This window comes from Paraburkholderia sp. JHI869, from assembly GCF_038900775.1.
Classification (GTDB): Bacteria; Pseudomonadota; Gammaproteobacteria; order Burkholderiales; family Burkholderiaceae; genus Paraburkholderia.
Genome location: NZ_JAYMSC010000027.1, coordinates 46,048 through 68,626, shown reverse-complemented (window position 1 = coordinate 68,626; position 22,579 = coordinate 46,048). Strand labels below are relative to the sequence as shown.

The following is a 22,579-nucleotide window of genomic DNA, read 5'->3' as shown; positions in this document are numbered from 1 at the left end:
CGCTCGATAAGGAGCGCCCCTTTTTTATCGCCTGCAAAAATCAGCGCAAGCTCACTCCGGCTTCACCGCCACCGAAGCCTCGGAAGTCAGCATCATGAAGGTGAAGCTCTCCTGCAGATACAGCTTCACGTTCTTGTCGTCATGCGACGCATATCCGATCGACACATCCTGCCCGAGGTGGAACGCGAAATCGCCGCCACGCGTGCTCAGGATCGCGCCGCCTTCGATGGCCGGCGCCCAGATGATCTCGCCGTTCACGAGACGGCGAATGTGCTCGAGAACTGGATAGCCCTGGTCGCTCGCTTCGCTCACCGCCGTATAGGCATCGGAGCCGAGCAGCACCGCGTACGGGCCGTCCACGCCTTGCAGACGCAACTGCTCGAGCGCCTTGGCGATGACCGTGGGGTAATCGGCGATATCGGCCGGCATCGTCAGGATCGGGTTCGACGAGCCTTCGCGAATGCCCGTGATCTGCGCGGCCGTGTAGCCGTCGAAAATCGCGCGGTCTTCCGCGAATGCGAGGCGCGTGGCTGCGTCCTTGGCCGGCTGCCAGTCGGAGTCTTCGGCGCCGCGCTCCACGTCGTCGATGGCCTCGCGCGAAAGCTCGAAGGGCACGCGCAATTCCACGATCGCCTTCACTTCGCGCTGGCGCGCGCGAATGCCTTCCAGCGGCGCCTCGATGCCGTTCTGGTGGCCGGTGCCGACCGCCGCGAGCGCCGGACCGCCGGGGCCCTCGACGTCCACGACGCGGCGGCCCGCGAGCGAGCGCTTGAAAGTGCGCGCAACTTCTTCTTCGATTTGCGACCACGCGGCCGTGGAAATGGGCGCCAGCTCGCGATGGAGGTTATTCATACCGGGGTGCTCCTTTGAGGGATCCGATGGCGAGCGAGCCGTCCGCGCTGGGCGCGGCGGCAGGCTCCGTTTCTGATTGTGACGGGTTGGCGGCGTTCACCTCGACGGTGGGCGCGGCGCCCGGATCGACTTCGGCGAGCGCTTCGAACAGCGTTTGCGACGGCACGAAAAAGAGGCCGCCTGTGACGGCGCGGCTGAAGTCGAGCAGCCGGTCGTAGTTGCCGGGCGGGAGACCCACGAACATGTTTTCGAGCATCTGTTCGATCGGCTCGGGCGAGCGCGCGTAGCCGATGAAGTAGGTGCCGAATTCGGCCGAACCGGGCCGGCCGAACGGCATGTTGTCGCGCAGGATCTTGATCTCGTTGCCCGCGTCGTCTTCGAGCGTCGTGAGCGAGCTGTGCGACCAGCTTGGCTTCACGGCTTCGTCCAGTTCGATGTCCTGGAGCTTCGTGCGGCCGATGATGTGCTCCTGCGCCTCCACGGAAAGCGCGTTCCAGCCTTTCATGTCGTGCATGTACTTCTGCACGAGCACGTAGCTGCCGCCGCAGAATTCGGGATCTTCGTTTTCGCCGATCACCGTGAAATGCACGGCTTCGTTGCCCGTGGGATTTTCGGTGCCGTCGACGAAGCCGATCATCGCGCGCATGTCGAAGTTGCGAAAGCCGTGCACTTCGTCCACGGTCGTGACGGCACCTTCCAGGCGCGTCATGAGCTGGGTGGCCAGCTCGAAGCACAGGTCGGTTTCGTCGGCGCGAATGTGCAGCAGGATGTCGCCGGGCGTCGCGATGGCTTTGCGCTCGCCCGTGCCGAATTCGCGGAACGGGTGCAGTTCGGCCGGGCGCGGCTCGCCGAACAGCTTGTCCCATGCGTCGGACGAAAAGCCCACCACGCACGAGAGATTGCCGGCGGGCACGCGCTTGCCCACCGCGCGCACGAGGTTGGCGACATCGGCGCACCAGGCGCGCACGGTGGCGCGACTCGCGGCGTCTTCGTTGACGGTGGCGACGATGAAGAAGGCATTGCGCGTGACGGCGCTGGAGACGGACTGCGGTTCCTGCGTGAGAGAGGCCGGCGTCATGATGTGGGGTATATCGCCTGGAAGTCGGGTGGAATCGGCTGTGCCCGCATAGTTTAGCCAAACTCGGCGAAAAGGGCCGTTTGCAGGCGAGTGGGGTGCCGTGCGAGGATAGTTACCGTCATGGCCATCGTGGAGAGACGCACCATGTGGGACCACACCGAACATGAAGGCTTCGAGATCTGGGTGCTGCCGATTCCGGCGTTCGGGCCACGCGCGCCCGAGCCGTTGTTCCACTACAGCGGCTACATCTGCCGCCACGGCGCCGACGCCCATGTCGAAGGGCGCAGCGTGCGCTTTCACGACATGATGCGCAACTACACCGGCTCCGACGCCGCGCTCGACGCCGCCTATGCGGACGCGCGCAAACGCATCGACCGATTCCATGCCACGGGAAGCTGGGGCGAGAGCCCGGCCTGAGCTTTCAATTTCCCTTTCAGCGGCCGCCCTGCACGATCAGCTTCACGGCCCGGCCTTCGCATCCCGCCTGGCCCGGCAGCGCGAGCGTGCGCCAGCCTGCTGGCTGGCCGGGGGCGCTCAGGTCCGATGCGTCGTCGGGGTAGCTCGCGACGACGTTGAACGGCCACGACCCGCGGAGCAGGCGCTCGTGCACGAGCGAGCCGACCCAGACCGGCGTGGGCTGCCCGTCGGCCGCGTGGGCATGGCCGTCGGCGTTTCCAGCGCTGGTTCCCGCATGACGCGGCGCGAGCGCGTAGCCCGACGGCCAGAAACGCAGCACGTCGCGGCGGCTGCCCGGCGCGATCGTTTCGTCCGTGGCGCCCCGCTCGGCGGTGAGGCGCGCGCGGGCGAACACCAGCGGCGAGGGCAGGCCGTTGTTCAGCTTCGGCAACAGCGGCAGCGACATCACGTCCACGTTGGGCGCCACGAGCGATAGCACGCTCCTCACCGAGATCTGGGGACCCTCGGCCCAGCCGGCGTCGCGCAGCGCCGCGCGCAGGTCGTCGGCGCTCGCGGCCCACTGGATCGTCATCGGCTCGCGGCGCGCGCCTTTCATGTCGAAGCGATAGCACGCAAGCGTCCTCCACAGCGAATCGCTCCACTGCAACTGCGTGATGACGATGGGCGGCGCCGCCGTCGCGGTCGTGGGCGGCGCGGGCGTGCTCCCGGGCATCATCGTTTGCAGGAGAAAGGCGCCGACCAGCACGATCAGCACGATGGGAGGCACATAGGTGCGTTGCGGCGGCCGCTTGGGGTAGCGCCAGAGCGAGGTGAGCACCACGATCGCCACCCAGATCGCGGCGAAGGCCGCGCCGCCGATGGCGTCCGAGAACAGGAAACGGTCGAAGTAGAGCCCCGCGAACGCCACGGTCACGATGATGCCGTTGCCGAGCGCGGCCACGAGTGCGGCCTCCAGCATGCTCGCGCGGCGCACGAGCAGGAACATCACGAAGCCGTAGACGATCACCATCGACGCCACGCGGTCGCTCGGGAACACATAGGCTTCGACGGCCTGACCGCCGCCCGGCGCGGTATGGTGGATCACGAAGCGCAGGATCAGGATGAGCAGTTGCGACACGGCCGCCGCAATCATCCAGTAAGCGATGGTGCGCCAGCGCCGCTCCAGCACCATCCATACGCCCATCGTCGCGACGAGCGCCGCGAGCGTCCAGGTGCTCCCAAGCGTCTCGACGCGCGCGAGCGCCACGTCGGCCCATGTCGTGCGGACCGACTGCAGGAACTGGCGCACGGACTGGTCGAGCTGCACGAGCGGCGCGCCGCGCAGCACGTTGCCGAGCACATAGGAAAACACGGCTGCGCTTACCGGCACGAGGCCCGTGATGACGATGACGGGCCCGAGCGCGGGCTGCGCCGGATCGAGCAGGCGGGCGATGCGCTTCGAGGCGCGCCCGGGATGCTGCGCCGCCCACTGCGCCGCGCTGCGCCGCGACGCGCCGGCCCAGTTGTCGATGTGCAGGAGCAGCATGCGCACGAAGCGCCAGATGAGCCAGACCGCGAGCGCAACGATGCCGATGACGACCACGAGCCGGAACGACACTGCGCCCGCGAGCTGGAGCGAGGCGCCGAACACCACACCGGGCACGATATGCGCGGGCGCCCAGATGAGCGCGGAGATCACGTTCATCATGAAGAAGCGCATGGGCTTCATGCCGGCCATGCCCGCGACGATCGGCACCACGGCGCGCAGCGGCGCGATGAAGCGCGCGAGGATCACGCTGCGCGTGCCGTGGCTCACGAAGTAGGCCTGCGCGCGCTCGAGAATGGCGGGGTGGCGGCTGAACGGCCACATCTGGCCAAGCGAGCCGCGGTAGCGATGGCCGATCCAGAAACTCACGCCGTCGCCGGCCACCGCGCCCGCAATGGCGTAGGCGAACAGCCAGCCGAGGTTGATCGTGCCGGTGGCCGCGAACGCGCCTGCAATGAACATCGCCGTGCTGCCGGGAATGAACGTGCCGATGAACGCAAGCGACTCGAGGAAAGCGGCGACGAAGACAAAGGCGAGCGTCCACGTAGCGTGCGCGGCGAGCAGATGCAGCAGGTGATCGTAGGCGTGCTCCATGAGCGGGGCGGGTTCGTTTGCTGAGGCTCGTGCTAAGGGTGCGAGATTGGGCGGGTGCTGGTCCGCGACTGGCCGTCCGCGACTGGCCGTCCGCGAGTCGTAGCAAGCGGCGTGCGGGACCATCAGGCGCAATATAACCGGGCACGCGCAACTACGTGCGACGCGAGGCCGGGCGGGGCGAAGAGCGGGGGAACGTAGGCGGGGCCGCGTCGCGCGGTGGCGACGCGGCAGGCTGGCGGCGTATTAGCCGATTGTGGCGGCGAGCGTGCCTAGATAACGCCTTTGTCTTTCAACCCAGCAAGCTGATCCGTCGAATAACCGAGCAGCGATTGCAGGACTTCCTGCGTGCCTTCGCCCAGTTGTGGAGGCGCGTGCCTCACGGGCATGCGTTCGCCGTCGAAGCGCCACGGCGGCGCGAGCACGGGCGTCGTGCCGCTTTCGGTATGCGGATGCGGCTGCTGCGTAACGAGCCCGCCTTGTGTCGCGCGCGGCGAGAGCAGCGCCTCGCGCAGGCCCGCCACTTCGCCGCACGGAATGCCCGCGCGCGCGAGGCGTTCGAGCAAGAGCTTGCGCGGACGGCTGCCCAGCTCGTGCGTGAGTTCGGGCACGAGCGTTTCGCGGTTTTGCCCGCGCAGGATGTTGGTCTTGTAGCGCGCGTCGTCGGCGAGGTCGGCGCGCTCGATCACTTCGCGGCAAAAGCGCTCGAACTGCGCATTGTTGCCCACGGTGATGACGAGCGGACCATCGGCGGAGTCGAACACGCCATACGGCACGATCGACGGGTGCGCGTTGCCGTAACGCGGCGGGTCCTCGCCGATCAGCAGCGCTTCGAGGCCGTAGTAAGCGGTGATCATGAGACCGCAATCGAACAGCGCCATTTCGATGTGACGTCCGCGCCCCGTGCGCTCGCGCTCGTACAGCGCGGCGAGCATCGCCTGTGCGGAGTACATGCCCGTGAACAGATCTACGGCTGCCACGCCGAACTTGAGCGGCGCCTGGTGGGCTTCGCCGTTCATCGCCATGAGGCCCGTTTCACCCTGCACGACGAGGTCGTAGCCGGGGCGCTTCGCTTCGGGTCCAGTCCGGTCGTAGCCCGAAATCGAACAATAGATGAGCCGCGCGTTCTCCGCGCTCAACTGTTCATAGCCGAGACCGAGCTTTTCCGCGCCGCCGAACTTGAAGTTCTGCACGACGATGTCGCTCGTCTTCGCAAGCTCCCGCACGATCTGCTGGCCTTCGGGCGTTTGCAGATCGAGCGTGATCGAACGCTTGTTGCGATTCACGCTGTTGAAATACGCAGTCTCGGTCTTGCCGACTCGCACGCCCCAGTCGCGCGTGTCGTCGCCGCGGTCGGGATGCTCGATCTTGATGACTTCCGCGCCGAGGTCGCCGAGCACCATCGCGCTCCACGGTCCGGCCAGCACGCGCGAAAGATCGAGTACGCGCACGCCCGATAGAGGCAAGCTGTTGTTGTCCGTCTGCATCTACAGGCACTCCTGGTTCGTTGTTGCGGCAACCCCGCCCCATGATGGCTCACGCCGCCTCGCGTCCCAATGCAATGTAGCGCGCGAGATGATGGTCCTCGTCGCCAAGCTGATGATCGATCATCACGAGCCGCTTTGCATAATGCGCGAGCGGCAATTCCCACGTCATGCCAATGCCGCCATGCAGCTGGATCGCTTCTTCGGCCACGCGCGCGCCATTGCGCCCGATCGTGTACTTCGCTGCCGAAAGCGCGCGCTCCCGTTGCGCACGCGGCGCGTCGATTGCCGCCGCCGCATTGATGACCGCCGAGCGCGCCTGCTCGATTTCGAGCAGCACGTCCGCCATGCGATGCTGCAACGCCTGGAAGCTGCCGATGGGCATGCCAAATTGCTTGCGCGTGCGCAGGTATTCGAGCGTGAAATCGCGTGCGATATCCATCGCGCCCACGGCTTCCGATGCGAGCGCAACGATGCCGTATCCGCGTGCGTGTTCGAGCGTAGCGAAACCGCTGCCTTGCGCGCCGACGAGCGCATCGGCATGCACCTTCACGTTGTCGAGCATCACTTCCGCTGCGCGGCCGCCGTCGATCTTGCCGTAGCCACGCACGCTCACACCCGCTGCATTGCGCGGCACAAGGAAGAGGGAGATGCCCGCTTCGTCGAATTCATTGCCCGAGGTGCGAGCCGAAACGAGCAGCACATCGGCATGCTCCGCATGCTGCACTACGCATTTCGCGCCTTGCAGCACCCAGTCGTCGCCGCTTTTCTCTGCGCGCGTCGTAACGCGTGCGTCCTCGTAGTGCGAACCCGGCTCGTCGTGCGCGAGCGCGGCAATTTGGGAGCCGTCGATGAACGATGCAATGCGCGAGCGCTGCGCCTCGCTGCCCGCATGGGCGAGCGCGCGGCCGACGATCAGCGTATCGAGGAACGGCTCGACCACGAGCCCGCGTCCGAGCGCCTCGAACACCACGGCGACGTCGAAGCCCGCGCCGCCAAATCCGCCATCGGCTTCGTCGAACAGCGCGCCGATCACGCCGAGTTCGGCGAAGCGCTGCCACATCTCTGCGCTAAAGCCTTCCGTGGAGCGCGCGATTGTATCGCGCGTAGTGAAACCGTACTGCTCCGTGATGAAGCGGTTGAGCGTATCCGCAAGCATGCGGCGGTCTTCAGTGTGCTGGAAGTCCATGGCGTGCCTCTCAAAGACCGAGAATCATCTTGGAGATGATGTTCTTCTGGATTTCGTTGGAGCCGCCGAAAATCGACAGCTTGCGGTTGTTGAAGTATTGCGCTGCGGCGCTGGCGGCGTCGTCGGGGCCGATCGCATCGCCCGCGTAATCTTCATTGAGTGCTTCTTCGACGAATGGCACGGCATACGGTCCCATCGCGCGACGCAGCAACGAGGAAATCTCCTGGCGGATTTCGGTGCCGCGAATCTTGAGCATCGAGCTTTCCGCACCGGGCACGCCGCCGCCCGCCACCGCTGCGATCACGCGCAGATTCGTCGTCTTCATATTCTCCAGATCGATCTCGACTTTCGCGAGGCGCGCGGCGAATTGCGGATCGTCCGCGAGCGGCTTGCCGTTGCGCGTGATTTTCTGCGCGGCGCGCTTCAGGCGCGCGAGCGCCGCCACCGAAAAGCCCACGCCCGCGATATTGGTGCGTTCGTACGTGAGCAGATATTTCGCGTAGGTCCAGCCTTTGTTTTCTTCGCCCACCAGGTTCGCCACGGGCACACGCACGTCGGTGAAGAACACTTCGTTCACCTCATGTTCTCCGTCCAGCGTGATGATCGGGCGAACCTCGATGCCGGGCGTATTCATGTCGATCAGCAGGAAGCTGATGCCCTCCTGCTTGCGCACGTCGGTGGCGGTGCGCACGAGGCAGAAGATCATGTTCGCGTAGTGGCCGAGCGTGGTCCAGGTCTTTTGGCCATTCACCACGTAGTGGTCGCCGTCGCGTACCGCTGTCGTGCGCAGCGAAGCGAGATCCGAGCCCGCGCCCGGTTCCGAGTAGCCCTGGCACCACCAGTCCGAGCCGTCGAGAATACGCGGCAGCCAGTAGCGCTTTTGCGCCTCGCTGCCGTACTTGATGAGCACAGGGCCGAGCATGTTCACACCGAACGGCACGATGCGCGGTGCGCCTGCAATTGCGCATTCGTTCTCGAAGATGAACTTCTGCACGGCAGTCCAGCCGGGGCCGCCGTATTCCTTTGGCCAGTGATTCGCGAGCCAGCCCTTTTCGTGGAGGATGGCGTGCCATTGCGCCATGTCGTCGCGCGTGAGGTGTTTGCCGTTGCTCACCTTGCTGGCGAGGCGCTGCGGCAGGCGCTCCTTCAGGAACGCGAGCACTTCGCTGCGAAACGCCTCTTCTTCGGCGGTGAATTTGAGGTCCATGTGTCATTGCTCCTTGCTTCAGGCCGATTGATTGAGGCTCGCGAAATTCTCGCCGCGCTCCACGAGTTCGACGAGCAGCGGCGAGGGACGCCAGAACAGCGGATCTTCCTTCGCATATTCGCGGATATCGGCGAGCACGTTGGCGAGGCCCACGGTATCGGCGTACTTCATCGGGCCGCCGCGATAGCGCGGGAAACCGTAGCCGTAGAGCAGCGTGACGTCCACGTCGAGCGGGCGCAGCGCGATCTTTTCATGCACGACGTTCGCGCCTTCGTTGATCATCGCGGCCATGTAGCGGCGCATGATCTCTTCGTCGCTGAAACTGCGCGGCTCGATGCCCGCGCGCTCGCGCTCAGTGCGGATGATGGACTCGACTTCGGGGTCGGGCGTGCCCGTGCGTGCGCCTTCGGGGTAGAGATAGAAGCCGCGGCCCGTCTTCTGGCCGAACCAGCCGCGCTCGCAAATGCGGTCGGCGATCTGCACGTAGCGCGCTTTCGGGTCGCGCGTGGCGGCGCGGCGCTTGCGCGTGGCCCAGCCGATGTCGCCGCCCGCGAGATCGACCACCTGGTACGGGCCCATCGGAAAGCCGAAGTCGCGCACGGCCTTGTCGATCTGGTACGGCGAAGCGCCGTCTTCCATCAGATGATCGGCGGCGGTGCGGAACACCGCGAGAATGCGGTTGCCGATGAAGCCGTCGCACACGCCCGCGCGCACGGGCACCTTGCGCAGCTTCTTCGCCAGCTCGAATGCGGTGGCGACCACATCGGCGCTCACCTGTTTCGGCACCACGATCTCGAGCAGCTTCATGATGTTGGCAGGCGAGAAGAAGTGCAGGCCCACCACATCCTGCGGGCGCTTGACGCTGGCCGCGATGGCGTCGATGTCGAGGTACGACGTGTTGGTCGCGAGCACGGCGCCGGGCTTGCACACGCGGTCCAGTTCGGCGAACACGGCCTGCTTCACGGCCATGTCCTCGAATACGGCTTCGATCACGAGATCGGTGGTCGCGAGCGCGTCGTACGAAGTGCTGCCGTTGAAGCGCGCGAGGATCTGCGCTTTCGCTTCAGGCTTCATGCGGCCCTTGGCGATGAGGCCGTCGTAGACCTTCTCGACATGCGCGCGGCCGCGTGCGAGCGAGGCGTCGTCGCGCTCGATCATCGTCACGGGCAGGCCCGCGTCGAGCACGGCCACGGCAATGCCCGCGCCCATCGTGCCGCCGCCGATCACGCCGACGGTTTCGATCGCGCGTGGTTTTGCACTCTTCGTTTCAGGGGCTTTCTGCACTTCGCGCTCGGCGAAGAACGCATGCACGAGGCCCGCGCGCTGCGGGCTTTCGAGGCATTCGAGGAACTGCTTGCGCTCGAAGCGCAGGCCTTCGTCGAACGAAAGATCGAGCGCGACCTGCACGCAGTCGACGATCTTCAGCGGCGAGAAGAGGCCGCGCGACTTCTTCGCGGTGTCGGCGCGTGCAGCGTCGATGGCGGCTTGCGCTTGCGTGCGATCGGCGAGTGCCTGAGCGTCACGCGTGCGCCGCACGTGTGTGTGGCCCGCGAGCAGTTCCTGCGCATAGGCGAGGCCTTCGGCAAGAATGTCGTCGCTCGCGCCCACGCGATCGACGAGACCGAGCTTGTGCGCTTCCTGCGCGCTCGCGTGACGGCCGCTCAGCATGAGCGAGAGCGCGGCTTCGGCGCCGATCAGGCGCGGCGTGCGCTGCGTGCCGCCTGCGCCGGGCAGCAGGCCCAGTTGGACTTCGGGCAGGCCGAGCTTCGCGCCGGCCACGGCGAGCCGATAGTGCGCCGCGAGCGCCACTTCGAGCCCGCCGCCGAGCGCCGCGCCGTGAATGGCCGCGATCACCGGCTTGTGGCACGCTTCGATGCGGTTGCACACGTCGGGCAGCGCGGGCGGCTGCGGCGGCTTGCCGAACTCGCGAATGTCCGCGCCGGCGATGAAATTGCGCCCCGCGCCGACGATCAGCACCGCCTGCACGGCGGCGTTCGCCTCGGCGTGCTCGATGGCGGCGGCGAGGCCGCGGCGCACGTCCACGCCCAGCGCGTTGACGGGCGGATTGTCGACGGTGACGAGCAGCACCTTGCCGCGCAGTTCATGGGTGACGGGGGAGGCGTTGACGGGATCGGATGCCATGAGGTTTGCTGTCTCCAGAATGAGGGCCGGACTGGCATGCCAGGCGGCATGTGTTCCATGTTCGCGTCGATTCTCAACGCGTCAGGGGGAATTGACAATCCCATGGCTCGTTGACAGACTGTCAAAATATCTTTGACAGTGGACCTTGCCATGGACGTCAACGCGCTGACCCTGCTCGTCGAGATTCTCGACGCGGGCAACCTGAGCGAGGCGGCGCGCCGGCTCAAGATGAGCCGCGCGAACGTCAGCTACCACCTCAACCATCTGGAGAAGTCGATCGGCCTGCAACTCGTGCGGCGGACCACGCGCCGCGTCGAGCCGACCGAAATCGGCCTGAAGCTCTACGAGCATGGGCGCGCGATCCAGAATGCGCTGCTCGCCGCGCGCGAATCCGTCTCCACCCTCGGCCAGAGCTTGCAGGGGCGCGTGCGGCTTTCGGTGCCGAGCGGCTATGGGCAGCTTGTGATGTCGGACTGGCTCATCCAGTTCAAGCGCATGTACCCCGGCATCGTGCTCGACGTGATGTTCGAAAATCGCGTGGAAGACCTGCTGCGCGACGAAGTGGACATCGCCGTGCGCGTGATGCACGAGCCGCCGCAGAATCTCGTGGCGCGCGACATGGGGCCAGTGAGGTACATCGTCTGCGCCTCTACGGAGTGGGCCGAAAAACATGGCATGCCGCAAACGCTGGAAGACCTCGCGCGCGCGTCCGTCATCACGGCAACGGTGGTGGGGCGGCAATTGCGCCTGGCGGGCTATCTGGACGAGGACCGGCACGAGGTGTTGCTCGAGCCCTCGATCATTTCGGAAAACTTTCTATTTTTGCGGCAGTCGATTCTGGCGGGACTCGGCGTGGGCATCGTGCCCGACTACGTGATGCACGACGACATACGCCAGGGCGCCGCCGTCACGTCGCTCGACGCGTGGCGTTTGAGCATCTTCGGCACGCATATGTACATGCTCTATATGCCGAACCGGCACCACACGCGGGCGGCGTCCACCTTTATCGATTACGTGCTGGGCGAGGCTCGAAAAACCGGGCGCGGCGCGGACGCGTGAGCGGCGCATGTAGCCGCGCTCTTACTCTTCGCGTGCCGACTTGTCGTCCTGGTTCGCCTCATGCGCACTGGCGCCGGCGGCATCCGGCCGTCCGCGTGTGACCGACGAAACGGCTACGCGTTGCTGGACGCCAGCCTTCGTGAGCATATGCGCGCTGATAGGCGCGGTGAGAAACAGAAACGCGGTAACACTTTGCAGCTGGCCGTGGAGTACAACAACACCCTCCCGGGGCAAATTGTTCGTTGTGCGAGCAACTTGATCGACGCATTGGGGCGCGCTACCGCGCCTCCCATGCGGCCGCGCCGCGCCCGGTCTTGTGGGCCTCGCACAGTACGCAATCGATGGATGTGGGCGCCGCCCACGTGTGGTGGCAGTTCGGCATATAGAGCATGTACATGTGTGTGTCAAAGATGCTCAAACGCCACGTGTTGAGTGACGCGCTTGTACACAATGTTCGTCTGAAGGGAACTGCTGTTCACGGGGAAATCGATATTTGGGCCGCACGGCCGGGCTGAGGACGGCGCAGTCGATGGGCCGCTGCGAGTGGTCTGCCGGTTAGATTGCGATCAGTCAATAAATACGTCACTTTTGAACTTCGTCTGATTGAGGCTGCGCCAGCCGTAGGCTAGAAACGCGAGTGGGGCTGAAATCCAGCTCCGCATCACGCGGCCTTCCGGATTCCTGCTGTCCTAATACGGGCTGCGTCTCCCATGAAACCAGCAAGGAGGCCCGCCTATGACATCACGTCACGGCCACGTCCATCATCCGGCAGCACCCGCAACACAGCCAGCGCCGCAATGGCAACCCCTGAACTGGAGTTTCCCGTTTCCTCCCGCCAGCGGCGACTCAGCCAACCCACAGACCTGGCTCAGGGCGCTCGCCAATACGGACGGCGGTTTCTATCCCCTGGGCTTGAACGGCATGTATCACGGGGGCATTCACTTTGACGCGGGTACGGGCGGCACGCTGAAGCAGGGCGATGGAGTCAGGGCCATTGCCGATGGCGAGGTGGTGGCCTACCGGCTGGATTCGGCGTATCCCGAACTGACCTATCCGACCACGCCACCGCGCTATGCGCTGTATTCGACAGGCTTTGTCCTGGTGCGTCACAGGCTGGTGCTGCCGCCAGAACCGAAGCCAGCCGGAACAACGTCTGGCGCGTCCGGGGCCTCGGTACCAGCCGCAGCCGCAACACCTGGTGGCGCGAGCGGCACGGATGCTCCGCAGACCTGGCAGCCGCCCGCTGACGAGGTACTGGAGTTCTATAGCCTTTACATGCACCAGCTTGACTGGAAGGGCTATCAGGACACCGCGCAGTCGGACGATGGCGGCACGCAGACCGCGCCACCGGTTCACCCGCTGCCTTTCTGGCAGGGTGACAGGCGTTACCGGGTCGGCGCGAAGGCAACGGATCGCCAGGCGCTGCCGCCGCAACTCAATACGCCGTTTCGCTTCGACATGGCGTCCGCCGTGGCCAGCGCGCCGACCCTGGCCGACGGTGCGCAGCTTGGGAGCATCGCGGCTGGTCCGTCGCCCGACAGCCTCGGCGCGCTCGCCCCGCAAGCCGACAGCAGGCTACGGTATGGTTTGCCGCACGACGCTCCAAGCGCGTCAGACGCGCCGCAGCGCGCGCAAGGCGTTCGTATTCTCGACCGGGCCAACGGGTCGGTAATCGGCTTGCTGCCGCGTGGCGGTGAACTCAGGGTCGTCGGCAACGTCACGAAAGGCTGGGCGCTGATCGCGACGATCACGAAAGGTACGCCGGTTGCCGCCATCGCTGGCGGGACACCGGACCCGCGCGCCATCACAGGCTGGGTGAATCTTGGTGAACTGGATGCGGTTGTTGATCCGAAGCCCCTGGATGCGGTAGTCGTGCTCGACAAGCCGTATCCCGTCAAGGCCGGTGATGTCGTCGGCTACCTCGGCGAGTACCAGAACTCCAGCGAGGCAAGCATCCTGCCGCCCAGGCTTACCCGCCCGCTGCTTCACGTCGAGGTCTTTACCGGAGCGCAGATCAACGACTTCATCAGCAAGAGCAAGGCACGGGCGACGAAGCTGCCGGACAGTGGGAAAACGCTGCTGGTGATCCAGCCGGGGGCGAAACTCGTCAAGCCTGCTGATGTGCAACGGAATACCGAACTGGCGGGGCTTACGCTGGCGCTTGTCAAGGGCGACAGGGGTGACCCTGGCAAGGGACGCTGGGCAAAGGTGCAGCCGACCCGCGTTGCCGCGCAGTCCGGCGCACACGGTCATGGCCACGGGCACGGCCATTCCCAGCAGGCAAGCGGCACGCCCGTAGGCAGTCCGTTTTGGGTCGAGCGCAGGTACGCGGGCAAGGTTGCGAGCGCAGTGGTGCAAGCATGGACGGATTTTCCGTTGCAGCTTGCCAATGTAAAGGACTCGGCAGTCGACTTCCAGCAAGTGCGCTCGCGCGCCCAGCTTGACCAGCTATCCGAAACGAGCAAGGCGACGGACGAACGGGGCGCGCAATGGTGGGAGATCGAAGCAGGCGATAGCGATGGCCGGACCATCATTGGCTGGGTGCGCGAGAAGGGCTGCCCGGATACACAATGGCAAAGCCCCTGGGCATGGCCGGGTTTCGATACGGTCGATACGACCGATATCCCGCTGATCGACATGTACCGCCGCAACCTGTTCGAAGCCAAACAGTTGTTCGACGGCGAGGAAAAGGAATTCAGCCCCGTAGCGGCGACGGTCAATGCCGGAGCATTCATCGGCAAGCTGGGGCGGGCGGCCAAACGTCAGGGTAACGGCAAGGGGAATGTGAAGCCCACTGACCTGCGCGCGGCGCTCATGACCTCCTGGCTTGCCGGGGCCATCTCGCGCCTGATCTTCCGCTACGAAAGCGAATGGGGCGGCGACATGGGCAAGTGGGGAGCCTTGTCGCGGTTGATGGGCAACGGAAAGATGGTCTGGCAGACCGAGCTGGAGCGCATCAGGATGCTGCAATGGTGGGACAGCGTGAAGGCTGTCAAGGGCTTTCCCGCCAGCGCGGACGTTTGGCATATTCACCCCATTGGGCTGGTGGGTAATTTTTTCAATTCGGGAAGCAGTCTTGATGAATTGATTCGAAAGATCGGAGATATTATCTCCGGCGGGGAAGGTGGCTACGAATCGTATAATTCCGGCACTAAGGACGTTCCAGGTGGAAGGGTTGGTTATTCGCCGAGACATCCGTTGCCAGGTACGGTTACCGGAAGAACGATTAACGAAATAATTGGTACTGAGTCCCTGTCTGGCACTGACCATAGCCGGCTCTTTGCAACTGGAAAATATCAAACGATCATTCCTACCCTGAACAAGGCAAAAGCTGCAATGAATCTGACTGGCGATGAAAAGTACGATGCTGATATGCAGGAGCGCGTCTTCAGAGAGTATCTGATAAACAAAGCCGGAGGGGGCGCGCTTGCAGCATTTGTGAAAAACGGCGCTGGTACAGTGGATGATGCGCAATATGCCGCGGCCAAAGAGTGGGCGTCAATTGCCGCGCCACATGGACGTGCAATTCAAGGTGGAAGAGTATCGGATGGAACGCAATCGTATTACGATTCTTCGGCTAATCGCGCTTATATGCCGTCAACAAATCAACTCCGGGATATATTGCTTTCCATAAAAAGTGGGAATTAATGATATATGAAAAAATTAAAGATACTCTGCATTATTCTAATGTTGCTATCTCCCGTCGCTAATGCCGGCGAGCGAAATTATTCGCAACAATTCGCGCGATGCAGTAAAGTGGCATCCAATGGTGATGCGCAAGCTGATTGCGTCACTGCGGAGATCGCGGCACAAAAGAATCGACTAAATAAGGCTTATGAGAATGTAGTGAAAAAACTCGCGCCCGAGGATAAAGTATATTTGGACAAGGTACAGCGCGAATGGATAACGTGGCGGGATGATAACTATAATTTTCTCGCCGAACACGTGTCAGGTTCCTTCGGTACTACGCGGGGAACGAGCCTCGATTTCATGTTGCGGTCTGTGTTCGATAGGGCAAGCGAACTTGAGATGATTTCAGATGAAATGGGCGGACACTAGATGTTATGGTTTTTAATCGTGGTCGGTTGCGTTAGCAGCTAATCAATAGTTCACGATTTGCGCCGCCCATGCCCTTATCATCGGGCGGCGCAGTTCCATCAAATCAGTTCTTTGACAAGCACATTCAACTTTGTTCGCGATGACGTTGGCGGTCGCGATGCGACAACGACTCCGATGTTCCGCCCTTAGCATGCCAGCACACGAAATGCGCCGCCCGGCTCCAACGCCGATACCTTTGAAATTCTCGATTGTGGCTTATAGGCAGAAAGGAGGAGGGTTCGCGTTGCGATTCAAGTGTCACGTGTAGGTCACTCGTCCGGGTTCGCGTTTTGCGCACGATCGCCGCTTGCACTGGCGCCGGTGGCGTCCGGCCGTCCGCGCGTGACGGACGAAACGGCTACGCGCTGCTGGATCCCAGCCTTGGTGAGCATATGCGCGCTGATGGGCGCGGTGAGAAACAGAAACGCAGGAATCAGCACTTCATGCAGACTCGCGAAATTATTGTGCGTGCTGAAGTACACGACCGAAGCGAGCACGACGCCGCCCACGCCCAGCGTGGTCGACTTGGTCGGCCCGTGCAGGCGCATATAGAAGTCGGGCAGGCGCGCGAGGCCTATTGCGCCGATCAGCGTAAACGCGCTGCCAAGCAGAAGCAGCACGCAGACAATCGCTTCGATGACGGTTTGCATAACGCACTCGCCCTAGTTCAGTTCGATGATGTCGCCGCGCTGCAGATATTTCGTGAACGCAACGGTCGCCACGAACCCCATCACCGCGATGAGCAGCGCGATTTCGAAGAAGACCGTCGAGCGCAGCATGATGCCGTAGACGACGATCAGCGCGATCGCGTTGATATTGAGCGTGTCGAGCGCGACGAGCCGGTCGGGCAGCGAAGGCCCGCGCACGAGCCGCACGAGCGTGAGCAGAAACGCGAGCCCGAGGATCGCGAACGACACCGGAATGACGATGGCTAGCATGCGAAGATCTCCATGAGCGGGGCTTCGTAACGGGACTTGATCAAGGCGACGAGCGCGGCTTCGTCTTCGAGATCGAGCACGTGCACGGTGAGGCGCGTGCGGTCGTCGGAGAGTTCGGCGCATAGCGTGCCGGGGCTCAGCGAGACGATGCTGATGAGCGCCGAAAGCGCGATTTCGTGGGTGCTGTCGAGCGGCACCTGGATGAAGGCAGGCCGAAGGCGTTTCGTTGGGCCGAGCACGAGCAGCGCGACTTCGAGATTCGCCACGAGGATGTCGTAGAGCACGTGCCCGAACAGGCGCACGAGCAGCCACGGTTTGCCGAAGCGCACGGGCGCGAGCCACAGCCCTTCGCCCACGGCGAAGGCAATGGCGGTGCCAAGCACGAAGCCGAGCAGCAGGTTGCCCGGCGACACATCGTTCATCAGCAATACCCAGCACACGAGCAGCACGACCGTGAGCCAGGGGTGCGGAAAGAGCCTCTTGAGCATGTCAGCTTCCTCCGCCCTGTGGCGTCTGCGACGCCTGCGCGGGCAGGATCGCGTGAACGTAGGCTTCGCGGTCGAGCAACTGCGCGGCGGTGGCGTCGAGATATTGCTTGAGCGGGCCCGCGAACAGCGTTGCGGCCACGACGCCCGTGAGCAGTAGCGCGCACGCGGCGAGCTTCGCGCGGGTGCCGCGCGGCGCGGCGGCGGGTGCGCCGTCGTAGGCGCGCGCGGCGGGAATCGCCCACAGCAGGCGCGTGCCTGTGCGGCTCAACGCGACGATCGAGAGCAGGCCCGCGATCAGCACGGCGGGCCAGAGCACGACAGCCTGCGAAAGCGGCGTGGCGGCGAGCACCATGGCCTTGCCGAGAAAGCCCGAGAGCGGCGGCAAGCCAACCGCGCCAACGGCCGCCGCGAGATAGAGCGTGCCAGCGAGGTTCGAGGGCCAGGGCGCGGGAGTCTTTTTCGGGTCCGCTGCCTTCGGAAGCGTTGCGACCGGCTCGCCATCCGCTTCGGGCGTGATGGCGGGTGCGGTAGCGTCGTCGAGCGATTCGAGCGAGGCGGGCTCGCGCTTTTCGGTTGCGGCGGCCACGACCGCGGATTCGGTTGATTCGGACTCCAGTGTATCGGCGAGCATGAACAGCGCGCCCGTGCACAGCGTCGTGCTGATGAGGTAGTACAGCAGCGCGCTCCACGCGAGCACGGTTTGCAGTGTGACGGCGGCAATCAGCAGGCCGACCGAGACCAGCACGAGAAAGCCGGTCGTGGTCTTGAGGCTCGAGACCGCGAGCGCGCCGAGTGCGCCGTAGATAATCGTCGCGATGGCGAGCCACCACGCCCATTGATGCAGGAACGCATCGAGCACGCCGCCCGCCGCGCCGAACACGAGCGCGTCGCAGCGAAGCATCGCGTAGATGCCCACCTTGGTCATGATCGCGAACAGCGCGGCCACTGGCCCGATTGCGCTGCGATACGCCTGCGGCAACCAGAACGACATCGGGAACACGGCCGCCTTGAGGCCAAACACGAGCATGAGCGTCGCGCCCGCGAACTGCGCGAGGGGCAGCGACGCGGCGTCCAGATGCGCGAGGCGCTCGCCCATGTCGGCCATGTTGAGCGTGCCTGTGAGGCCATAGAGCACGCCCAGCGCAATCAGGAAGAACGACGAGCCCACGAGGTTCAGCAGCATGTAGTGCAGGCCGTTGCGCACACGCCGGCGCCCGCCGCCATGCAGGAGCAGCGCGTATGAGGCGATCAGCAGCAGTTCGAAGAACACGAACAGGTTGAAGAGATCGCCCGCGAGAAAGGCGCCGTTCAAACCCATCAACTCGAACTGCACGAGCGCGCGATAGTAGCGCCCGCGCCGCGCATCGGCGCTCGTCGTACCGAGCAGGCAGCAGCACGCAAGCAGCGCGGTCAGCACGAGCATGAGCGCGCCGAGGCGGTCGATCTGCAGCACGATGCCGAACGGCGCGGGCCACGCGCCGAGCGCGTAGCTGGCAATCTGCCCCTGCGCCGCGAATTCGGCGAGCGCGACGGCTATGGGCAGCAACGCGAGTGTGGCGAGCACATTGATGGCGCGCTGCAAGCGCTTCGCGCGCAGCGGCAGCGCAACGATCGCGCCGGCGGCGAAAAGCGGAATCAGGATGGGGAGGATGAGAGCGTGGTTCATTCGCCGCGCGTCTCCAGGCCGTTGCGGTGCGGCTTGTCGCCGTCTACATGATCGGTGCCGTCGATCGCGAGCGCGCGCAGCGAGAGCACGACCGTGAAGGCCGTCATGGCGAATCCAATCACGATGGCGGTGAGCACGAGCGCCTGCGGCACGGGGTCGGCATATTGCGCGCCCGGCGCGATCACGGGCGGCTTGCCGGTGGAAAGACGGCCCATGCCGAGCAGGAACAGATTGATCGCATACGAGAACAGCGTGATGCCGAGGATCACCGGCAGCACGCGCGCGCGCAGCAACAGGTAGATGCCGCTGGCGCAGAGCACGCCGAGTGTGATGGCGAAGGCGGCTTCCATCAGCTTTTCTCCACGGATTGCATGTCTTTGTCGCGCACGCCGAGGTGCGAAACGATCGTGAGCGTCGTGCCGACCACTGCACCGAGCACGCCGAGGTCGAACAGCATGGCCGTGCTCAGTTCGATTTCGCCGATCAGCGGCACATGCAGATGGCCGAACGCGCTGGTGAGGAACGACTGGCCGAATACGATCGCGCCCACACCCGTTGCGGCCGCAACGAGAATGCCGAGGCCCGCGAGCGCGCGATAGTTGATGCGGATGCGCGACTCCGTCCACAGCACGCCGCTCGCCACGTATTGCAGCAGCAGCGCAATGGAGATCACGAGCGAAGCGATGAAACCGCCGCCGGGCAGACTGTGGCCGCGCAGAAAGATGAACACGGCGACGAGTATGGTGAGCGGCAGCATGAGGCGCGCGAGAATGGCGAGCAGCAGCGGATGCGACTGCGACGACCACGGCAAGCCGCCCGGCCCCGTGTCGGACGACTTCAGGCGCAGGCCGCGCAGCAGCGCCTTCACGGCGAGCCCTGCCACCACCAGCACACTGATCTCGACCATCGTGTCGAAGCCGCGGAAATCCACGAGGATCACGTTCACGACGTTGTGGCCGCCGCTGCCCGGCAGTGCGTTCGCGAGAAAGAACTGGCCGACGCCATCGATGGGCGCACGCGTCATCACCGCATACGCCACGCCGCCGATCAGCGCGCCGCCCGCAAGTGCGAGCACGGCGTTGCGAGCACGCGCGGAAGGTGGCTGTTCTGCAAGCTGCACGACCGGCAGAAAGTAGATGGCAAGCACGAGCAGCAGCACCGTGACCACTTCCACGGAGATCTGCGTGAGCGCGAGGTCCGGCGCGGAGAAACGCACGAACGCCAGCGTCACGAGCAACCCGCAAGTGCTCAGCATCACGAGCGCATAGAGCGTATTGGCGCGCACGAGCACGACGCCCACCGCCATCAACGCCATCAGCACGAGGCCGACGAGCGTCATCGTGTCGAGCGGCGCCGAGCGGTATGCGCCGTCGAGCGAGGGCAGTGCGAGCAGCGCGGCGCCTGGCACGATCAGCATGGCCGCGATCATCCACGAGAGATACGCTGGCAGCGAACGCGTTTCGAAGAGATTGACCACTACGGCAGCCGCTTTTTCGAGCTGCTGCACGAAACGGTCGAAGCCTTCGCTCGCATTCATTTCGGACAGCACCGAACGATGATGGCGGAACGCGTTACGGCGATAGAAGAACAGCAGGGCGCCGCCGGCGAACGACGCGCAACTCATCAAGAGCGGCAGATTGATGCCGTGCCACACACTCAGGCTGTACGTGGGCACGACCCCGCCTAGCGCGAACCACGCGGCGGATTCGAGCATCTTGCCGATGGTCTGCTCCGGCACGAGCCCCACGAGCAGACAGATCACGACGAGAATCTCGACGGGCAGCTTCATGAAGCGCGGCGGTTCGTGCGGCGGGTAGTGCGGAAGGTCGTGCGGCGTTTCGCCGTCGAAGAAGACGCCCCACACGAAGCGCAGCGAGTACGCCACCGAGAGTCCCGCGGCAATGAGGGCGAGCGCGGGAATGATCCAGTTGAAATCGCCGAGCAGTCCTTGCGCAAGCGTTTCGCCGAAGAACATCTCTTTCGAGAGGAAGCCGTTGAGCAGCGGCACGCCTGCCATGGCGAGCGAGGCTACGGCAGCTAGCACGGCGGTATGCGGCATGAAGCGGCGCAGGCCGCGCAGGCGGCCCAGGTCGCGTGTGCCCGTTTCATGGTCGATGATGCCCGCGGCCATGAAAAGCGAGGCCTTGAATACGGCGTGATTGAAGGTGTGAAAGAGCGCGGCAACGGTGGAGAGCTGCGTGTCGAGGCCGAACAGCAGCACGATGAGCCCGAGATGGCTGATGGTGGAATACGCGAGCAGCCCCTTGAGATCGCGTTGCACGAGCGCCATGGCCGCGCCGCCCGTGAGCGTGACGAGGCCGATCAGGCTCGTCACGTAGAAGAACCAGTCGGTGCCTTCGAGCACGGGGTAAAAGCGTGCGATGAGGAAGATGCCGGCCTTCACCATCGTCGCCGAATGCAGATACGCGGAAACGGGCGTAGGCGCCGACATCGCATGCGGGAGCCAGAAGTGGAACGGGAACTGCGCCGACTTCGTGCAGGCCGCGAAAAGAATGAGAAGGAGAATGGCGGGATACAGCGGATTGCGCTGCACCAGGCCCGCATGCGCGAGCACGACGTCGAGGTCGTAGCTGCCGCACACGTGGCCAAGCAGCAGCACCGCGGCCAGCAGCGCGAGGCCCCCCGCGCCCGTGATGGTGAGCGCCATGCGCGCGCCGCGGCGCGCTTCGGGGCGCGAAGGCCAGAAGCCGATCAACAGGAACGACACGATGCTCGTGAGCTCCCAGAAGATCACGAGCAGCAGCAGGTTGTCCGACAGCACGACGCCGAGCATTGCGCCCATGAAGAGCAGCAGCAGCGCGTAAAGGCGCGGCAGCGATTCGCTGCCGGCGAGGTAGTAGCGCGCGTAGACGAAAACGAGCAGGCCGATCGCGAGCACGAGCAGCGCGAACATGAACGAGAGGCCGTCCAGACGCAGGGCGAATGAGAGGCCGAGTTGCGGGATCCAGTCGGCCTGCCAGTACAGCACGCCATGGGTGGCCATGCCCACGCGTTCGCTGCCCAGCAGCCCGAGCCCTATGAGCGCTGCCGCGAAGGCGACCCAGGTGGCGGAGGCGGGCGAGTGACGCCGCGCGAACGCAACGAGCGCCGCGGCGACGAACGGTAAGACGACGAGCCACCCCATTGCCATTCGACACTCCCCGTGAATCCGACAGGGCGCCGAGTCGCCGCGCCGCAGTTCACGATCATAGCCGCAAACGGGGACGGAGTTCATTCATGTGGCATGAAGGCTGCCACGGCGTGTCATACGAAAGAAACGTGCGACAGGTCCTCTGGCTTGGGGGGGCTCGTCAATGCGTGTGCGTCGTCACATCGGCCAGACGAAGGTTTCGTGAGCGCGTGTCGTTTTGCCGATGTCCACCGTGCGTCGCTCCGTGTTGCCGCCATGGCTCGCGGTGACGACATAGCGGCCGTCCGGAATCGAAACGAGCATGAACGGGCCGCGCGTGCGGGTGGAAAGGAGCGGCGTGCCGTGCATGTCGGCGATCTTCACGGGCACGTTCGCGAGATACTCGTTGCCGCCCGCAGATTGCCGCGCGAATTCGAGCGAGAGCGGGTATTGATGCATGGCCGACTTGAACGCCGCCGACTGGTCGCTGCCGATGCCGCCGGAAAGATACGCAATATCGCCCTTGTGCTGGGCGGGCGGCAGGACGCCTGCCGTCGCGGTCGTGACGCTTGCATTGTCTGCTGCCGGGGTTGCCGCCCACGCGCCCGGCGCGCCGAACACCACGGCGAGCGCGAGCGCTGCGCCGATCCACGGAGTTGAGCGTGCTTTCATTTTCCACCTCCATCGATACGTTGACCGGATGCCTGCACGCGTC

The 22,579-nt window shown here is 64.6% G+C and carries 18 protein-coding genes and 1 pseudogene; 4 read left to right on the top strand and 15 right to left on the bottom strand.

The window, feature by feature from the left end; translation table 11 throughout:
* Nucleotides 1–51: 51 nt before the first annotated feature.
* Nucleotides 52–852 (bottom strand): family 1 encapsulin nanocompartment shell protein, encoded by an 801-nt coding sequence (locus VSR72_RS33160; protein ID WP_342956483.1) that lies wholly within the window; start codon nt 850–852, stop codon nt 52–54.
* Nucleotides 845–1,930, bottom strand: coding sequence for a Dyp-type peroxidase (locus VSR72_RS33155; RefSeq protein ID WP_342956482.1), 1,086 nt, complete (start codon nt 1,928–1,930; stop codon nt 845–847). The genes VSR72_RS33160 and VSR72_RS33155 overlap by 8 nt, the downstream gene beginning before the upstream one ends.
* Before the next feature lie 144 nt (nt 1,931–2,074).
* On the opposite strand from VSR72_RS33155, the gene VSR72_RS33150 reads away from it, so the two are divergent.
* Nucleotides 2,075–2,347, top strand: coding sequence for a hypothetical protein (locus VSR72_RS33150; protein WP_342956481.1), 273 nt, complete (start codon nt 2,075–2,077; stop codon nt 2,345–2,347).
* 16 nt (nt 2,348–2,363) lie between these two features.
* Here VSR72_RS33150 and VSR72_RS33145 read toward each other — a convergent pair whose 3' ends face one another.
* From VSR72_RS33145 to VSR72_RS33125, 5 genes are all read right to left on the bottom strand, one after another.
* On the bottom strand, nt 2,364–4,466 hold the full coding sequence (locus tag VSR72_RS33145; protein WP_342956480.1) for a VTT domain-containing protein: 2,103 nt from the start codon (nt 4,464–4,466) through the stop codon (nt 2,364–2,366).
* Between the two features lie 269 nt (nt 4,467–4,735).
* Complete coding sequence (locus VSR72_RS33140) at nt 4,736–5,950, bottom strand: CaiB/BaiF CoA-transferase family protein (protein WP_342956479.1); 1,215 nt, start codon at nt 5,948–5,950, stop codon at nt 4,736–4,738.
* A 49-nt stretch (nt 5,951–5,999) separates the two neighbouring features.
* The gene (locus tag VSR72_RS33135; protein WP_342956478.1) at nt 6,000–7,136 is read right to left on the bottom strand and encodes an acyl-CoA dehydrogenase; all 1,137 of its coding nucleotides are present in this window, start codon (nt 7,134–7,136) and stop codon (nt 6,000–6,002) included.
* 10 nt (nt 7,137–7,146) lie between these two features.
* Nucleotides 7,147–8,343 (bottom strand): acyl-CoA dehydrogenase family protein, encoded by a 1,197-nt coding sequence (locus VSR72_RS33130; protein WP_342956477.1) that lies wholly within the window; start codon nt 8,341–8,343, stop codon nt 7,147–7,149.
* Between the two features lie 18 nt (nt 8,344–8,361).
* Nucleotides 8,362–10,485, bottom strand: a complete 2,124-nt coding sequence (locus tag VSR72_RS33125; RefSeq protein ID WP_342956476.1) for a 3-hydroxyacyl-CoA dehydrogenase NAD-binding domain-containing protein — start codon at nt 10,483–10,485, stop codon at nt 8,362–8,364.
* Between the two features lie 150 nt (nt 10,486–10,635).
* Here VSR72_RS33125 and VSR72_RS33120 point away from each other — a divergent pair, with 150 nt between their 5' ends.
* Nucleotides 10,636–11,544 (top strand): LysR family transcriptional regulator, encoded by a 909-nt coding sequence (locus tag VSR72_RS33120; protein ID WP_342956475.1) that lies wholly within the window; start codon nt 10,636–10,638, stop codon nt 11,542–11,544.
* A gap of 21 nt (nt 11,545–11,565) precedes the next feature.
* Here VSR72_RS33120 and VSR72_RS33115 read toward each other — a convergent pair.
* Nucleotides 11,566–11,733, bottom strand: a pseudogene (locus tag VSR72_RS33115) (Na+/H+ antiporter subunit G); the annotation flags it as partial.
* A 546-nt stretch (nt 11,734–12,279) separates the two neighbouring features.
* On the opposite strand from VSR72_RS33115, the gene VSR72_RS33110 reads away from it, so the two are divergent.
* Together VSR72_RS33110 and VSR72_RS33105 are read left to right on the top strand one after the other, a co-directional pair.
* Nucleotides 12,280–15,192 carry a muramidase gene (locus VSR72_RS33110; RefSeq protein ID WP_342956474.1) on the top strand — a complete coding sequence of 971 codons (2,913 nt, stop codon included), beginning with the start codon at nt 12,280–12,282 and terminating at the stop codon, nt 15,190–15,192.
* 6 nt (nt 15,193–15,198) lie between these two features.
* Nucleotides 15,199–15,603 carry a lysozyme inhibitor LprI family protein gene (locus VSR72_RS33105; RefSeq protein WP_342956473.1) on the top strand — a complete coding sequence of 135 codons (405 nt, stop codon included), beginning with the start codon at nt 15,199–15,201 and terminating at the stop codon, nt 15,601–15,603.
* Between the two features lie 308 nt (nt 15,604–15,911).
* Here VSR72_RS33105 and VSR72_RS33100 read toward each other — a convergent pair whose 3' ends face one another.
* From VSR72_RS33100 to VSR72_RS33070, 7 genes are all read right to left on the bottom strand, one after another.
* Complete coding sequence (locus VSR72_RS33100) at nt 15,912–16,292, bottom strand: Na+/H+ antiporter subunit G (protein ID WP_342956472.1); 381 nt, start codon at nt 16,290–16,292, stop codon at nt 15,912–15,914.
* A 12-nt stretch (nt 16,293–16,304) separates the two neighbouring features.
* Nucleotides 16,305–16,580 carry a K+/H+ antiporter subunit F gene (locus VSR72_RS33095; protein ID WP_069261755.1) on the bottom strand — a complete coding sequence of 92 codons (276 nt, stop codon included), beginning with the start codon at nt 16,578–16,580 and terminating at the stop codon, nt 16,305–16,307.
* Nucleotides 16,574–17,068, bottom strand: a complete 495-nt coding sequence (locus VSR72_RS33090; RefSeq protein ID WP_342956471.1) for a Na+/H+ antiporter subunit E — start codon at nt 17,066–17,068, stop codon at nt 16,574–16,576. Before VSR72_RS33090 ends, VSR72_RS33095 begins: the two co-directional genes overlap by 7 nt.
* Nucleotide 17,069: 1 nt before the next feature.
* Nucleotides 17,070–18,734, bottom strand: coding sequence for a monovalent cation/H+ antiporter subunit D (locus tag VSR72_RS33085; RefSeq protein WP_342956470.1), 1,665 nt, complete (start codon nt 18,732–18,734; stop codon nt 17,070–17,072).
* Nucleotides 18,731–19,084, bottom strand: a complete 354-nt coding sequence (locus VSR72_RS33080) for a Na+/H+ antiporter subunit C (RefSeq protein WP_342956469.1) — start codon at nt 19,082–19,084, stop codon at nt 18,731–18,733. The genes VSR72_RS33085 and VSR72_RS33080 overlap by 4 nt, the downstream gene beginning before the upstream one ends.
* Nucleotides 19,084–21,885 carry a monovalent cation/H+ antiporter subunit A gene (locus tag VSR72_RS33075; protein ID WP_342956468.1) on the bottom strand — a complete coding sequence of 934 codons (2,802 nt, stop codon included), beginning with the start codon at nt 21,883–21,885 and terminating at the stop codon, nt 19,084–19,086. The genes VSR72_RS33080 and VSR72_RS33075 overlap by 1 nt, the downstream gene beginning before the upstream one ends.
* A gap of 177 nt (nt 21,886–22,062) precedes the next feature.
* Entirely contained in the window at nt 22,063–22,536 is a 474-nt protein-coding gene (locus VSR72_RS33070) for a carboxypeptidase regulatory-like domain-containing protein (RefSeq protein WP_342956467.1), read from the bottom strand.
* Nucleotides 22,537–22,579 lie beyond the last annotated feature (43 nt).